The sequence below is a fragment of the Algoriphagus sp. 10J20-15 genome (genome assembly GCF_055809615.1).
In genome coordinates this window covers 103,649-117,129 of sequence record NZ_JBVVUG010000006.1, presented here as the reverse complement: position 1 = coordinate 117,129, position 13,481 = coordinate 103,649, and the positions used below count along the sequence as shown (strand labels likewise).

At 39.2% G+C, this 13,481-nt stretch carries 18 protein-coding genes and 1 pseudogene; all 19 read left to right on the top strand.

Annotation, left to right across the window (positions count from 1 at the left end; all coding sequences use genetic code 11):
- Positions 1-426, top strand: a 426-nt coding sequence (locus AC0L6R_RS03960) for a TonB-dependent receptor plug domain-containing protein (RefSeq protein WP_473270028.1), incomplete at its 5' end; no start/stop codon positions are given.
- A gap of 4 nt (positions 427-430) precedes the next feature.
- A complete protein-coding gene (locus AC0L6R_RS03955; RefSeq protein WP_473270027.1) occupies positions 431-583 on the top strand; it encodes a hypothetical protein in 153 nt (50 codons plus the stop codon).
- A gap of 46 nt (positions 584-629) precedes the next feature.
- Positions 630-860, top strand: a complete 231-nt coding sequence (locus AC0L6R_RS03950; RefSeq protein WP_473270026.1) for a hypothetical protein — start codon at positions 630-632, stop codon at positions 858-860.
- Positions 842-1,432: a TonB-dependent receptor domain-containing protein gene (locus AC0L6R_RS03945; RefSeq protein ID WP_473270025.1), complete on the top strand. Its 591-nt coding sequence runs from the start codon at positions 842-844 to the stop codon at positions 1,430-1,432. The genes AC0L6R_RS03950 and AC0L6R_RS03945 overlap by 19 nt, the downstream gene beginning before the upstream one ends.
- 74 nt (positions 1,433-1,506) lie before the next feature.
- Positions 1,507-2,520 (top strand): hypothetical protein, encoded by a 1,014-nt coding sequence (locus AC0L6R_RS03940; RefSeq protein ID WP_473270024.1) that lies wholly within the window; start codon positions 1,507-1,509, stop codon positions 2,518-2,520.
- A gap of 32 nt (positions 2,521-2,552) precedes the next feature.
- Positions 2,553-4,181 (top strand): RagB/SusD family nutrient uptake outer membrane protein, encoded by a 1,629-nt coding sequence (locus AC0L6R_RS03935; RefSeq protein ID WP_473270023.1) that lies wholly within the window; start codon positions 2,553-2,555, stop codon positions 4,179-4,181.
- 24 nt (positions 4,182-4,205) lie between these two features.
- Positions 4,206-5,333, top strand: coding sequence for a sialidase family protein (locus AC0L6R_RS03930; protein ID WP_473270022.1), 1,128 nt, complete (start codon positions 4,206-4,208; stop codon positions 5,331-5,333).
- Positions 5,334-5,357: 24 nt separating this feature from the next.
- Positions 5,358-5,561 carry a hypothetical protein gene (locus AC0L6R_RS03925; RefSeq protein WP_473270021.1) on the top strand — a complete coding sequence of 68 codons (204 nt, stop codon included), beginning with the start codon at positions 5,358-5,360 and terminating at the stop codon, positions 5,559-5,561.
- 107 nt (positions 5,562-5,668) lie between these two features.
- Positions 5,669-6,523, top strand: a complete 855-nt coding sequence (locus AC0L6R_RS03920; protein ID WP_473270020.1) for a sialidase family protein — start codon at positions 5,669-5,671, stop codon at positions 6,521-6,523.
- Positions 6,524-6,739: 216 nt separating this feature from the next.
- Entirely contained in the window at positions 6,740-7,048 is a 309-nt protein-coding gene (locus AC0L6R_RS03915; RefSeq protein ID WP_473270035.1) for a hypothetical protein, read from the top strand.
- On the top strand, positions 6,975-7,427 hold the full coding sequence (locus tag AC0L6R_RS03910; protein WP_473270019.1) for a DUF3748 domain-containing protein: 453 nt from the start codon (positions 6,975-6,977) through the stop codon (positions 7,425-7,427). The genes AC0L6R_RS03915 and AC0L6R_RS03910 overlap by 74 nt, the downstream gene beginning before the upstream one ends.
- A 74-nt stretch (positions 7,428-7,501) precedes the next feature.
- Positions 7,502-7,684, top strand: a complete 183-nt coding sequence (locus AC0L6R_RS03905; RefSeq protein WP_473270018.1) for a hypothetical protein — start codon at positions 7,502-7,504, stop codon at positions 7,682-7,684.
- A complete protein-coding gene (locus AC0L6R_RS03900; RefSeq protein WP_473270017.1) occupies positions 7,650-8,096 on the top strand; it encodes a TolB family protein in 447 nt (148 codons plus the stop codon). The genes AC0L6R_RS03905 and AC0L6R_RS03900 overlap by 35 nt, the downstream gene beginning before the upstream one ends.
- A gap of 1 nt (position 8,097) precedes the next feature.
- Positions 8,098-9,039: a dihydrodipicolinate synthase family protein gene (locus AC0L6R_RS03895; protein WP_473270016.1), complete on the top strand. Its 942-nt coding sequence runs from the start codon at positions 8,098-8,100 to the stop codon at positions 9,037-9,039.
- Positions 9,040-9,112: 73 nt separating this feature from the next.
- Positions 9,113-10,614, top strand: a pseudogene (locus AC0L6R_RS03890) (sodium:solute symporter family protein).
- Complete coding sequence (locus AC0L6R_RS03885; RefSeq protein ID WP_473270015.1) at positions 10,611-11,657, top strand: ribulokinase; 1,047 nt, start codon at positions 10,611-10,613, stop codon at positions 11,655-11,657. Before AC0L6R_RS03890 ends, AC0L6R_RS03885 begins: the two are co-directional and overlap by 4 nt.
- Positions 11,658-11,718: 61 nt before the next feature.
- On the top strand, positions 11,719-12,276 hold the full coding sequence (locus AC0L6R_RS03880; RefSeq protein WP_473270014.1) for an FGGY-family carbohydrate kinase: 558 nt from the start codon (positions 11,719-11,721) through the stop codon (positions 12,274-12,276).
- Between the two features lie 91 nt (positions 12,277-12,367).
- On the top strand, positions 12,368-12,592 hold the full coding sequence (locus tag AC0L6R_RS03875; RefSeq protein ID WP_473270013.1) for a hypothetical protein: 225 nt from the start codon (positions 12,368-12,370) through the stop codon (positions 12,590-12,592).
- Positions 12,593-12,604: 12 nt separating this feature from the next.
- A complete protein-coding gene (locus tag AC0L6R_RS03870) occupies positions 12,605-12,856 on the top strand; it encodes a hypothetical protein (protein ID WP_473270012.1) in 252 nt (83 codons plus the stop codon).
- The last annotated feature ends 625 nt before the right edge of the window (positions 12,857-13,481 follow it).

The window sequence follows — 13,481 nt, the reverse complement described above, 5'->3', positions numbered from 1 at the left end:
AGGCCCGGACAAGTTGGGAACTTATTAATTAGAGGTCAAAATTCTCTAAGCGGATCCAACAGCCCATTAATTGTTTTAGACGGTATAATTTTTAGTGGAAACCTCAATGATATTAGTCCACGGGATATTAAATCCATGGAGATTTTGAAAGATGCGAGTTCAACAGCCATTTATGGTTCAAGAGCTGCCAATGGTGTTATTTTAATAACTTCCAAAGGAGGAACTACCGAGACTCCTTCCATTAGTCTTACTAGTTATACTGGTATTTCTGAATGGGCTTCTGAACTGAAATTACTTAGTCCTGAAGGTATATTCAAAGAAGACTTGATTGGAGAACTCAATCTGGATTGCCGTCTGACCCGAATTCCATTTCCAATTACTTATCAACTACTGAAGCTGAAAATTTGGAGAATGGGAAATCAATAAACCCATGGAAGAAATTTCCCAACAAGGAAAAACTAGCTCTATAGATCTCAATATTTCCGGTAGATCTAAAGCCACAAACTATTTCATTTCAGCTTCAATGAGTGATGATAAAGGACTGATCTATGATGATAATCAAGAGAAGCACATTTCGAGCTAACATCACCACTACTATAAAACCTTGGCTACAAATAGGTACGAATACTATGTTTTCACACAGGGATCTTTCTGGAGTGAGTGCGAGTATCCGAGATGCATATCGGATTAGTCCACTTGGTACTATGTATTATGAGGACGGTTCACCAACCCAATTTCCAGTTCCTGATGAGCAAGCAGCTGCCAACCCAATGCGGACATCTTTGCTATCTGATGATGGTACGAAAAACGGGAAAATCTGTTTAGCAATTTTTTTGCTCAGGTGGATGCTCCCTTCCTAAATGGTCTTTCTTACCGTGTGAATTTCTCTCCTAGTTTCCAGTGGAACCACGCTTATAATTTTATGCATCAAGATAAAAATGTATCGTTCAACAACACATCTGCAAGAAAGCTTAATGAAAGACAATACAATTGGGTGCTAGAAAATATAGTAACGTACAGTAAGGCGATTGGTGAAAATCATAATTTTGACGTCACCCTGCTTTTTGGGAGAAATCACGTAGAAGCGGAATCGACACTTGCTTCGGGAGAACAGTTTAATGTGGATGTTTTAGGGTATAATAACCTAGGGCTTGGAGAAATACAGCGTATAAGTTCCTCAGCTTATGCTGTGGATATGGTCTCCTATATGGCAAGAGTTAATTACCAATTTAAAGGGCGTTATTTATTGACGCTTACAGCCCGAAAGGATGGTAGCTCTGTTTTCTCTGTAAATAATAAGTACGCCACCTTTCCATCTGGTTCCTTAGCGTGGATGACTGTTACAGATGAAGGATTCATGAGAGATCTGGAATTTTTTGATATGCTTAAATTAAGAGCTTCTTACGGTGCGGTGGGGGTAATCAAGCAATAGAACCGTATCAGTCACTTACTTTATCTTCCACTAATCGATATGTCTTTGGGGATGGAGGAAGCAGCAGCTTAGGGGTGGTAACATCTACTTTAGGTAATGATGACCTTACATGGGAGACTACCAAAACAGCAAATTTTGCGGTAGATTTTGAACTTTTCCAACGTAGAATTGCAGGTACTATAGAGTATTATAATAGTAATACAGAAAACCTTTTGGTAAGACGTAATATCCCGGTTATGAATGGCTATACAAGTATTTTAACCAACGTGGGTGAAGTCAACAACAGAGGAATTGAGGTATCATTATCAACTGACAATGTCAGGCATCAAAGCTTCAATTGGAGTACTGACTTTACCTTTTCCCATAATCAAAATAAAATAGTCCATCTGTTCAATACGGACTTGGATGGAGATGGGCGTGAGGATGATAATATTGCAAACAGCTGGTTTATCGGGAATCCGATCAATTCATATTATGACTATGAATTTGATGGTATCTATCAAGAAGGGGATGACGATATTCCTGCAGGTTCGCAACCTGGTTTTGTTAGAGTAAAAGATTTGAATGGAGATGGTAAGATTAATACCGATGATCGTACAGTAGTTGGGTCAGGGAATATCCCAAAGTTCCAGTTCGGTTTGAGAAACAACTTTAGTTATAATAATTTCTCCCTTTCAGTTTTTGTTAATGCTATGCAAGGCTGGATTGCTCCGTTCAATCTGATCAACCCGTTAGTACCTGGACGCAGTTTGGGACAATATGATGCGGGATGGTGGACAGCTGAAAATCAATCTAATACAAGGCCTTCCCTAGTATATTCTAATCCTCTTCAGACTAATTGGTATGCTAGTAGAGATTTTATCCGACTTAGGGATGTGACTTTCTCTTATGACTTTAGTCAATCGATGCTTGATAAATTGAAAATCAACGGGTTGAAAGTCTACATGACAGGCAAGAATTTAGGGGTCATTACAGATTGGTTGGGCACAGATCCAGAAAACGGCGGTGCTTATACTAGCGAGCAGGGTAGCGATAATCTATATCCAATGCCGAAAACATTTTTGATTGGACTGAATGTCTCATTCTAATTCTTTCTTCTTAATCTTTAATGACTAGACAAATGAAAATATATAAAAACACTAGTAAGGGAATTAAGTTCTTGGGAATATGTTTCCTGACCTTACTTTTATCCTGTAACGATGATTTCTTATTTGAAGAACCACTTTCTTCTTTAAGTGCAGATAACACTTTGGTGTCCGTGGCTGGATTTGAAACTTACATGACAGGGCTGTCCTGGGCAGCCAGAGAAGAGTATTCTCAGGACGATAATACCTTTTTCATTACCAATTTTCCTGGAACTGATGTAGGGGAGGATGCAGGAGCAGAATACTTCACTTATAGAAATTGGATATCCTATTTAACTTCTGTAACCCCTGAGGTAAATAGAAATTGGAACTGGGCATATGGAACCATGTTGCCACAAGCCAATACCGTTATAGTTTACGCCAATAAAGAAGAGAATAATGGCATTTGGGTAAATGAAGCTCAGAAAAATGCATTGATAGCAGAAGCTAAATTTTATAGAGCGTATACGCATAACTTTCTGGCGAACCTTTATGGGGATGTTCCTATAGTAGATACTATTCTCAATGTTCCAAAATATGACTACGTTAGAGAAGAGCGTCAAAAGGTATATGAATTTGCGAAAAAAGATTTAGAGTTTGCTGCCAATTGGTTGCCCTCAGCTGATCAAACTAAACCAGGAAGGATTAGTAAAGGTGTAGCAAACCATTTACTTACAGAGATATATATTAGTTTGGGCGAATTTGATAAGGCCATCGAGAGTGCTTCTCGTGTGATTGATTCAGGGGAATATAAGTTGATGACTTCTCGATTCGGAACTAGTCAGGATCAACCTGGAGATGTTTTCTCTGACTTATTTAAGGATGGAAATTTCAATAGAAGTTCAGGCAATATGGAATCACTATATGTTTGGCAATTCGAGAGTTTCACCGCCGGAGGAGGAGGTACCCGTGATGGCAATCAGGCTGTAAGAAATTTTGGGCCTTTCTTCGTCAAAATAACTGATCCAAATGGAATGCCTAATGTACCGACGAATGAAATGGGTAGAGGTGTAGGTCGAGTTCGAGGTACTATTTATAGTCTGTACGAAATTTGGAATGATGAAAATGATATTAGGAATTCGGAATTTAATATGCGTAGGGATTTTTATTTTAATAACCCAAAATCCCAGTATTTTGGACAATTAGTCCCACAGAGAACAGCTGCAGAAGATACACTTAGAAGTATGTATTCATACCCCCGTAAAATTGAAGGGGAGCCATGGAATTTGAATAATACATCAGGCCGAACTTCTAAAGATGTGTATGTATACAGACTTGCTGAGACATATTTACTTAGAGCTGAAGCCTATTTTAGGAAAGGTGATGTCAGCAAAGCTGCTGAAGATATAAATGCTTTAAGAAGTCGCGCTAAAGCCAAATTAATATCCGGAAACGATTTGTCTTTAGACTTAATTTTGGATGAAAGAGCCCGCGAACTATTGTTTGAAGAACCTAGAAGGCGTACCCTAATCAGAATGGGCAAGCTGGTAGAGAGAGTACGAAAATATGGGCTTTTGGAGAGCTCGCGTAATACCATCCAGGATTACAATGGTCTTTGGCCAATTCCTCAGGTAGCAATAGATGCTAACCTTGGTGCGGATTTGGAACAAAACCCTGGCTATTAATCTATTTAACTTATGACTTCCAAAATGCGCAATTTAATAGCGGCCTTATTTGTTATGCTGATCCCAGTTTTGGGATCAGCACAGCAAATTCCCAATGATATCACTGGTAAATATTATTTACCTCCTATGGCTAAACCTGGAGAAGGAGGCTTGATTAAGTCTGAGTTGATATATCAACTTGATAATAGACCTACTCCTCAGGTACACGCTTCAACTCTAATAGAAACTCCAGAAGGTATTGTTTCTGCTTTTTTTGGAGGAACTCACGAAAACAACCCTGATGTAGGAATTAGAGTTTCCCGCTTGATAAATGGAGAGTGGAGCTGGCCTGAAGAAATAGTGAATGGTATACAAAATGATACCCTTCGATATCCTTGCTGGAACCCTGTTTTATTTCAACCAGAAGGGAAGCCTTTAATGCTGTTTTATAAAGTTGGACCTAGCCCGACAACGTGGTGGGGAATGCTTATTGTATCAGAAGACAACGGCAAAACCTGGTCAAAACCACAAAAACTTGGGGAAGATCCTACAATCGGTCATATAATAGGTCCTGTAAAAAATAAGCCTGTTCAACTTGCGTCTGGCAGAATTATCAATCCTACTAGCCTGGAATACATAATAAATGATGACGAACAGGATTGGAAAGTATATTTTGAACTAAGTGATGATGGAGGTGAAACTTGGAGAATGATTGGGCCAGTTCATGACGGGGTAAAATTTGATGCAATCCAACCAAGTGTTTTGAGCTATTCTGATGGAAGAATTCAGGCGATTTCCAGAACAAAGCAAGATGTCCTTTCCCAGATTTGGTCTGAAGATGAAGGTGAAACTTGGGGAGAAATGACTGCATTAGATTTACCAAATCCCAATTCTGGGACCGACGCAGTTACATTGAAAGATGGGCGACAGCTATTAGTTTACAATCACTCCACCAAAGAGGGTAATCAGCCAAAAGGCAGAAACATTCTGAACCTTGCTATATCAGAGAATGGAAGAGACTGGAAGCCAGTATTGACCTTGGAGAATATTCCTGTTGAAGATGGATATGCCTATCCTTCTATAATTCAGGCATCAGATGGGTTGGTCCATATCACTTATACTTACAACAGAAGGTCTGTAAAGTATGCAGTAGTCGATCCAAGTAATTTTTAAATTAGAAATTAACCAGAAATGATAATGCGATATTTAGTAGGAATAGTAACACTTACTGTATCTTCAATAATAGCGGTAATAACCCCCACACAAGCTCAATCTGATAAGTTTATCGAACATAAAGTGATTTTTAAAGAAGAGGGGCAATATGCAGGATGGCCAGCAAATCATGGAATATCGAATTGGGGAGATGAGATATTGGTAGGTTTTGTTAAAAGCATCATTTAAGCAAACTCAACCAGGGCCTCCACACCGACCACCCTAATACTGCAGAAAATCAGTATGCCAGAAGTTTTGATGGAGGAGAGACATGGGAGATCAATGATGCCTATTCTATGGGGCAAAAAGCTTGGGGGCATGACAATAATATAAGTGCTGCTAGAGCTGAAACTCCAAAAATCTTACTGGAATCTATGCCAGATTTTACATCTGAGGGTTTCCTTTTGACCTTTTTAAGACATAATAATCACGATGGTCCTAGTCATTTTTATTATTCTGAGGATAAAGGAAACCAATGGGATGGACCTTATGTGTTTCCAAATATGGGGACATCTGGGTTAGCAAATAGAACCGATTACCATGTTGAGGGAAGACAAACGTTGAGCGCTTTTGTAACAACTGCAAAATCTAACTCAAAAGAGGGAAGAGTTGCCTTTGTGAGAACACAGGATGGAGGTCTAAATTGGAATTTGGTTTCATGGATTACCGCTGAGCATGGAGGATTTGATATCATGCCTTCTTCTATCAAATTAGATGAAAATACGTGGTTGACCACAATTAGAACTAGGTACGAAAATGGTCAAAATTTGATTTCTAGTTATGTTTCAAATAATAACGGGAACTCTTGGAGTAGATTAGTAGACCCTGTGTCAGACACAGGTACAGGTGGATCTCCACCTGCATTGGTCAAATTGAAAGATGGTAGATTGGCGTTAGGCTATATACACAGAAGCGAATTTGGATCTAGAGTTCATGTCCGTTTTAGTGCAGATAATGGAGAATCTTGGGGAGATGAAATTATATTGAGAAGTGGAGATGGTGCTAACAAAGACGTAGGTTACCCTCGGATGATTCAGAGAGAAGATGGGAAGTTGTTGATTATTTATTATTGGAATAATGTCAATACAGATGGAGCAGAGCCATATAGGTATATCGCAGCAACTTTATTTGACCCAGAAGAGTGGAAATAGATTCTAAAGGGAGAGTTGATAGGCATGTTTATTTTGTTTAAACGTGAATTAAGTAAATAAAATATTTTAAAAATCGATTTTGACTTTATAACCAATCTGGTTCTACTACCTACCAATTTTGGTAGTCAATTTGAATATTTAAAAGTATATAGAAGACTTATTATCCTTCTAAGTTTACTTTTTTCAACGGTGCAATGCAGTCCCCCAAATTCAACTATGACAAGTAATTCCAATGAAGGTTCAATTGAAAATCTTCAGGTAATCCAATTGACAAAAAATACTAATGGGCACTTTTTAAACCAGCGACAGGCATTTTCTCCAGATGATGAATATTTAGTCTTTGACAATAGAAATGATGATTCCAAGATAGGCGAAAATGGAAGTATTCAACTTGTTCATCTTGCTACAAAGCGCGTGGAAACAGTTTATAACCTGCCTAATCAATCTGCTTATGGTTCCTGGTGCTGGGGCGGTTTCATTTCATCCTTCAAAAAAAGAAATTGTTTTTATCAATGGTCTGAATAATGCATCCGAGGGTACCCCATATGGATTTACAAGGCGCATTGCTATGCAGGTAAATCTTGAAAATGATAATGAATTCTCTCCCTTAGAGGCAAGGGATGTGGTGCCTCCCTTTACTCAGGGGGCTTTGCGTGGAGGTTCTCATGCTTATTCCTATAGCTCAGACGGCCAAATAATTAGTTTCACTTATAATGATGCCGTATTAGCAGAGGAGTCATTATCCAATCCTAAAGTACATGATTTAAGAACTGTAGGTGCATTTCTACTCGGCAAGCGCATATCTATTTTAGGTGAAAACAATGAAGAGAATTTTGACGGGAATGGATTTGCTTTTTTGCTTGCAGAAGTAACCCTTAATCCCAAGCAGGATCAGATGAAATAAGTAAAGCTTACGAAGAATGCTGGGTTGGAGATGCTGGCTATACTAAGCCGGATGGAACCATTCAAAAGCGTGCAATGGCTTTTTTGGGAGATGTGATTTCTGAATCAGGCGAGAAAGTAACGGAAGTATTTATAGGCGATATACCAGATGACATACATAGTATGATAAAAACAGTGAGCGCAGGAAGCAAGACAGAGTCTGCCTTCCATTCCAGCTGGAGTGATGCAGCGGAGACTAACTTTCTCAGCAGACAATAAGTATCCGGGAGTCCAAGGTCCTAGACAGTGGTTAAGGAGTTCTCCTGATGGAAGCGCTATCTATTTCTATCAAAAGGATGATGCTGGAATAGTTCAGATATATTCCGTATCACCTTCAAGTGGAAAAATAGCTGCTGTCACAAGTAATGATTTTTCTGCGGATACGGATTTTTCTCTTAGTTCAGATGGGAACTACTTGGCCTATGGGTCAAAGGATAAACTATATATCACAAAGGTTGATGATGGTTCTACTAGACTTATAGCATCATCTCGTGAAAATAGTTTATCACTAAGTAATATTAATTGGTCAAACCAGGGCCACAAAATCGCTTACAACAGAAAAGTTGGGATGAATGGCGAGGCTTTTTATCAAATTTTCACACTAGATCTTTCAAACCTATTAAACAAGTAGTATGTCGTTACTTTCAACATTAAATTCGCCTTTAAAAGGTATTGTACCACCGATGGTTACCCCCTTGAACGCTGATGGTTCTTTGGATACCACATCGGTTAAGAAACTGATTGAACATCTTATTTCCGGCGGAGTTCATGGTATTTTTATCTTGGGAACTACCGGTGAATTCTCTGGTTTGAGTTATCAAACACGCAGAAATTTAATCACTCAAACATGTAGTCAAGTTGCCGGGAGAGTTCCGGTACTCGTAGGCATAACAGATGTATCCATTGAAGAGAGTATAGCTTTGGCTGAGTTCTCAGCTAAAGCGGGTGCTAATGCTGTAGTAGTAGCACCTCCTTTTTACAATAATATTGACCAAAAGGAATTGATTCAATATTACCTTCAATTGGCAGATGCGATATCCATTCCTATGTTTCTCTACAATATGCCATCTCATACTAAACTGACTATTGAGATGGATACCGCTGTTAGATTAGCAGAACATCAGCGCATTATTGGTTTGAAAGACAGTTCTGCCCATGCAGTTTATTTCCAGTCCTTGTGCTATGCATTTAGAGATCATAAAGACTTTGTGCTAATGGTAGGGCCCGAAGAAATGATGGCAGAAACAGTTTTGATGGGAAGTGACGGAGGAGTGTGTGGTGGAGCCAATATGTTTCCTCAACTCTATGTACAACTCTATGATGCTGCTGTAAATAGGGATTTTGAGAAGATTTTTGAATTGCAACAGCGAGTAATGGAAATTAGCCAAAACATTTACCAGGTAGGTGGGTACAAATCCAGTTACATGAAAGGGCTCAAAACAGCACTATCATTTATGGGGCTTTGCCAGGCTGAGTTTGCTGCTCCACTTTATCCTTTTTCTCCCGAAGAAGCTGAAAAAGTAAAAGTAATTTTAGCTAAGCTTAAATTAGGTCTGAAGCTCGATTTGGTTTAATCGCGCACTTTTTCATAGGGAAATTAAAGTTTCTCTGCTTTCCCAAACCCAAACCCAAAATACCTTCCCACAAATGGATTTACCTATCATCGATTTAGTAGTATTTCTTGTTTACATGGCTGCTATTGTCTTGTTTGGAATTTCCTTTTCCTTCAAGAAAAGAACTGCCTTAGAATACACCACAGGAGGAGGCCGACTTCCGAGTTGGGCGATCGGCATGAGTATATTTGCCACTTTCGTCAGCAGTATTAGTTTCTTGGCTTTACCTGGAAATGCCTACCTGTCCAATTGGAATGGATTTGTGTTTAGTCTTTCTATTCCATTGGCCGCATTTTTTGCTGTCAAATATTTTGTCCCACTTTACCGAAACCTGAAGAGTGAATCAGCCTATTACTACTTAGAAACACGTTTTGGTTCCTGGGCCAGAGTATATGCTTCCATTTGTTATTTGTTAACACAGTTAGCTAGAATGGGAGCAATAATGTATTTGTTGGCTTTGCCTATGAATGCCTTATTTGGCTGGAGCATTCCTTTGATTATCATTTGTACAGGAATAAGTGTAATGGTATATGCCATGCTAGGAGGCATAGAGGCGGTAATCTGGACAGATGCGATTCAAGGAATTGTCCTGATTGCGGGAGCCTTGCTTTGTCTTGGAGTAATTCTATTTTCTATGCCAAATGGCCCTGGAGAAGTGATTACTATAGCAGCAGAAGCTGATAAATTTAGTTTGGGTAGTTTTAAATTCAATTTTGTGGAATCAACCTTTTGGATGATTTTAATCTACGGACTGTTTATCAATCTTCAGAATTTTGGGATTGACCAAAGTTATATTCAACGCTACATCACGGCCAGAACTGAGAAAGAAGCGATAAAATCTCCACCTGGTTTGGGAGTTTGCTCTATGTGCCCGTTTCCTTGCTGTTTTTCTTTATAGGAACTGCTTTGTTTTCTTATTATCAGGCATTTCCAGAACTGCTTCCTGCTGAATTGCATCTCGCTGAGAATGCAGATAAAGTATTTCCTTATTTCATCGTTTCGGGACTTCCTTCAGGAGTAACTGGGATTTTGATTGCCTCCATTTTTGCGGCAGGTATGAGTACTGTATCTACGAGTATCAATAGTTCAGCTACCGTTTTTCTTTCAGATCATTATAAAAAATACCTCCATAAAAACACCACAGAGAAACAGTCAATGCGAGTGTTGCTGATTAGTTCTTTCGTGATGGGGGGATTGGCGATTGTTGTAGCCTTGGCTTTCAACGGAGTTACCAGTGCATTGGAAGCTTGGTGGGCGCTTTCATCAATATTTAGCGGAGGTATTCTAGGCTTGTTTTTACTTGGATTTGTAGTAAAGAAAGCTTCCAGTAAGGCGGCGGCAATCGGAGTACTTTGTGGCGTTGTGGTCATCGGATGGATGAGCCTTTCTCCGGTTCTATTTAATGGAACCAGCCTGGAAGGATTTCAAAATACATTGCACACCAACCTCACAATCGTAATGGGAACCTTGACGATTTTTATTGTGGGATTCCTACTTACTGGCCTTTTTTCAAAAAATAACAACATAAGCTCATGAGTAACTATGTAATAGGTCTAGATTATGGGACAGACTCCGTCCGTGCCATATTGGTAGCTACAAGTAACGGGGAAGTCATATCCAGTGCTGTTTATACTTATCCACGCTGGCAAAAACGACTTTATTGCGAGGAGCAAAGCAATCAATTTAGGCAACATCCGCTGGATCATCTTGAAGGCTTAGAATTTACTATTTCTGCTATAGTCAAAGAATCAGGAATTCATAACTCCCAGATCAAAGCGATATGTGTGGATACTACGGGGTCATCTCCCATGCCAGTAGATGCAAATGGAGAATCCTTAGCCTTAAGCGAGGAATTTGCTGAAAATCCTAATGCGATGATGATCTTATGGAAAGATCATTCAGCCATACCGGAAGCTGAGGAAATTACCCACCTGGCAAAGACTTGGGGTGGAGAGGATTTTACAAAATACTCCGGTGGAATCTATTCCTCTGAATGGTTTTGGGCTAAAATTCTTTCTATTGGTCGAAAAGATAAGGAGGTCAAAAATGCGGCAGTTTCTTGGGTGGAGCACTGTGATTATATCACCCGAGTGCTTACAGGTACAAGTTTGGGGACAATGAAAAGAAGTCGATGTGCAGCAGGCCATAAAGCGATGTGGCATGAAGACTGGGATGGGCTTCCTCCCAAAGAATTTTTAACCTTATTGGATCCACAATTGGCTGAATTAAGAGATAATATTTCCTCGCAAACCTTTACTTCAGTTGAATCAGCTGGGACTATCTCCCAGGAGTGGGCAATAAAATTAGGGTTATCCGAAAATACGGTAGTGGCAGTGGGGATCATTGATGCACACGCAGGTGCTATTGGAGCAGGTATCACTGAAAACACATTAGTTAAAGTAATAGGAACCTCTACTTGTGATATGTTAATAGCCTCTGAAAAAGCTTTAGGAAAACATTTAGTAAGAGGTATTTGTGGTCAGGTTGATGGGTCTATAATGCCTGGCTATTATGGCTTGGAAGCAGGGCAGGCCGGATTCGGAGATGTTTTAGCCTGGTTTTGCGAGTTTTGTTCTTAAACCTAGTATGAATATCATACAAAGGAGTAATTGTATAAATGAGGAGACAAAAAGGATTCTTATGGATGAATTACAGGATTCTATGCTTTCAAATTTGTCAGGAGAAGCAGAAAAATTGAAAGGATTCTCACAGGATATACTCGCGTTGGATTGGATAAACGGGAGGAGGTCTCCAGATGCTGATGAATCTTTAAAAGGCGTTCTCGCAGAACTCACCATGGGAACTAGTGCTGCACAGGTATTTAAGGGATTAGTGGAATCTCTTTGTTTTGGTTCTAAGCGTATTATTGACAGGTTTGAAGAGGAAGGATTGCTGATTGAGGAAGTTATAGCTATAGGTGGAGTAGCTAATAAATCGTCATATGTAATGCAGACTATGGCGGATATTTTGGGGCGTACTATTAAAGTCACCGCTTCCACACAGACTCCTGCATTAGGAGCAGCGATGTATGCAGCCACAGCATCAGGATTAGTTAATTCTCTGGACGAGGCAATTGAGACTATGGGGCCTGGATTTGATGCCATTTACACCCCCAATATGCAATTTGAATCTGCCTATAAAATTAAATATGAGCAGTACAAGAAGTTAGGAGAGCTGGTAGAAGGAATGAAATTGTAATCACCGACTATGAGAATTTTAATATATAAGCTATTTAGTACATTTTATCTGTTAACCTTAATTGTCAGTTCCAGCTACGCTGAGGTTAAGTATGCCCTCACTATTTTCAGATAATATGGGGCTGCAACAAAAGATGACTGTTCCGATCTGGGGCTGGGCGAAACCCGACTCAAAAGTGACGCTTTCTGCGTCCTGGCTTGATGAGAGCCTCACGTTTGAGGCAGGTACAAATGGTGAATGGAGAACTAAAATTTCTACTCCTGAAGCTGGAGGGCCTTATACCATTACCATAAGTGATGGTGAAGATGAACATTAGATTAAAAATGTATTGGTTGGAGAAGTCTGGTTTTTATCAGGACAATCCAATATGGAAATGCCTTTCAAAGGATGTAAATCACAGCCCGTGGCCGGGGGTAATGATGCGATAGTAAAAGCAAATTCTGATCGAATACGGATGATTACTGTGCCCAGGAATGGAGAACTCACTTTGATGAATGACTTTAAAGGAGCTTGGGAGGTTTCTTCTCCTGAAGTGGTGTCTAATTTCTCTGCTATAGGGTGGTTCTTTGCTGAGGGATGAGGTAGTGATAATTAAGTACTAAAATATCGAGGTAATGGATCAATTGGCTTACAAATATTCGGAATTATTTAACTTGTAAGTGCTTGCTAGTAGGGAATTAAAAATTTAGATTTTACTCTCAATATGTTAATTATAGAGCGCTATTTTTTTATCTGACTGATTTGATTTTCACCTTCGTTTTCATTTGAGTTAAATCAGTTTTTCAAAAATTCAAATGGTAGCAAGAGGTATTTGCCACCTTTCACCTCAGGGTTATTCTCATAGACTCCGCCCCTAATAACATTATTTAACAAATTAGTTTGTTGCTATTATTCTAATTATTACTATACTCGTAGTAAGAAAATAGTCATAAGAATACGAATTAAGTATTTGCAACTTTTTCGTAGAAAGGTACTGCTTATTTGAAGCGGTTTTTGATTTGTTTAAAGTGATAGCTATTCGAGGAGAAGAGAAGTGAGTCAGGGGATATATACTATTAGAATTTAAGGCTCAAGAGTAATATTTAAGAAGGTCAGGTAAGGGGTGCGAGAAAATAATGGTCGCCAATCTTCAACTTTTTCAGATGGATTGAACAACTGTGCGATTAATCCTGAGCTTATTATCTCATACATGCAATTCACCATAT

Bases quoted from the DNA above. Each gene is read 5' to 3' on its own strand.
- AC0L6R_RS03900 (WP_473270017.1), top strand. From the start codon at position 7,650: ATGCAGCGGAGACTAACTTTCTCAGCAGACAATAAGTATCCGGGAGTC.
- AC0L6R_RS03895 (WP_473270016.1), top strand. From the start codon at position 8,098: ATGTCGTTACTTTCAACATTAAATTCGCCTTTAAAAGGTATTGTACCA.
- AC0L6R_RS03955 (WP_473270027.1), top strand. From the start codon at position 431: ATGGAAGAAATTTCCCAACAAGGAAAAACTAGCTCTATAGATCTCAAT.
- AC0L6R_RS03880 (WP_473270014.1), top strand. From the start codon at position 11,719: ATGGATGAATTACAGGATTCTATGCTTTCAAATTTGTCAGGAGAAGCA.
- AC0L6R_RS03925 (WP_473270021.1), top strand. From the start codon at position 5,358: ATGCGATATTTAGTAGGAATAGTAACACTTACTGTATCTTCAATAATA.
- AC0L6R_RS03930 (WP_473270022.1), top strand. From the start codon at position 4,206: ATGCGCAATTTAATAGCGGCCTTATTTGTTATGCTGATCCCAGTTTTG.
- AC0L6R_RS03920 (WP_473270020.1), top strand. From the start codon at position 5,669: ATGGGGCAAAAAGCTTGGGGGCATGACAATAATATAAGTGCTGCTAGA.
- AC0L6R_RS03885 (WP_473270015.1), top strand. From the start codon at position 10,611: ATGAGTAACTATGTAATAGGTCTAGATTATGGGACAGACTCCGTCCGT.
- AC0L6R_RS03935 (WP_473270023.1), top strand. From the start codon at position 2,553: ATGAAAATATATAAAAACACTAGTAAGGGAATTAAGTTCTTGGGAATA.
- AC0L6R_RS03875 (WP_473270013.1), top strand. From the start codon at position 12,368: ATGCCCTCACTATTTTCAGATAATATGGGGCTGCAACAAAAGATGACT.
- AC0L6R_RS03910 (WP_473270019.1), top strand. From the start codon at position 6,975: ATGGTTCCTGGTGCTGGGGCGGTTTCATTTCATCCTTCAAAAAAAGAA.
- AC0L6R_RS03950 (WP_473270026.1), top strand. From the start codon at position 630: ATGTTTTCACACAGGGATCTTTCTGGAGTGAGTGCGAGTATCCGAGAT.
- AC0L6R_RS03915 (WP_473270035.1), top strand. From the start codon at position 6,740: ATGACAAGTAATTCCAATGAAGGTTCAATTGAAAATCTTCAGGTAATC.
- AC0L6R_RS03905 (WP_473270018.1), top strand. From the start codon at position 7,502: ATGGCTTTTTTGGGAGATGTGATTTCTGAATCAGGCGAGAAAGTAACG.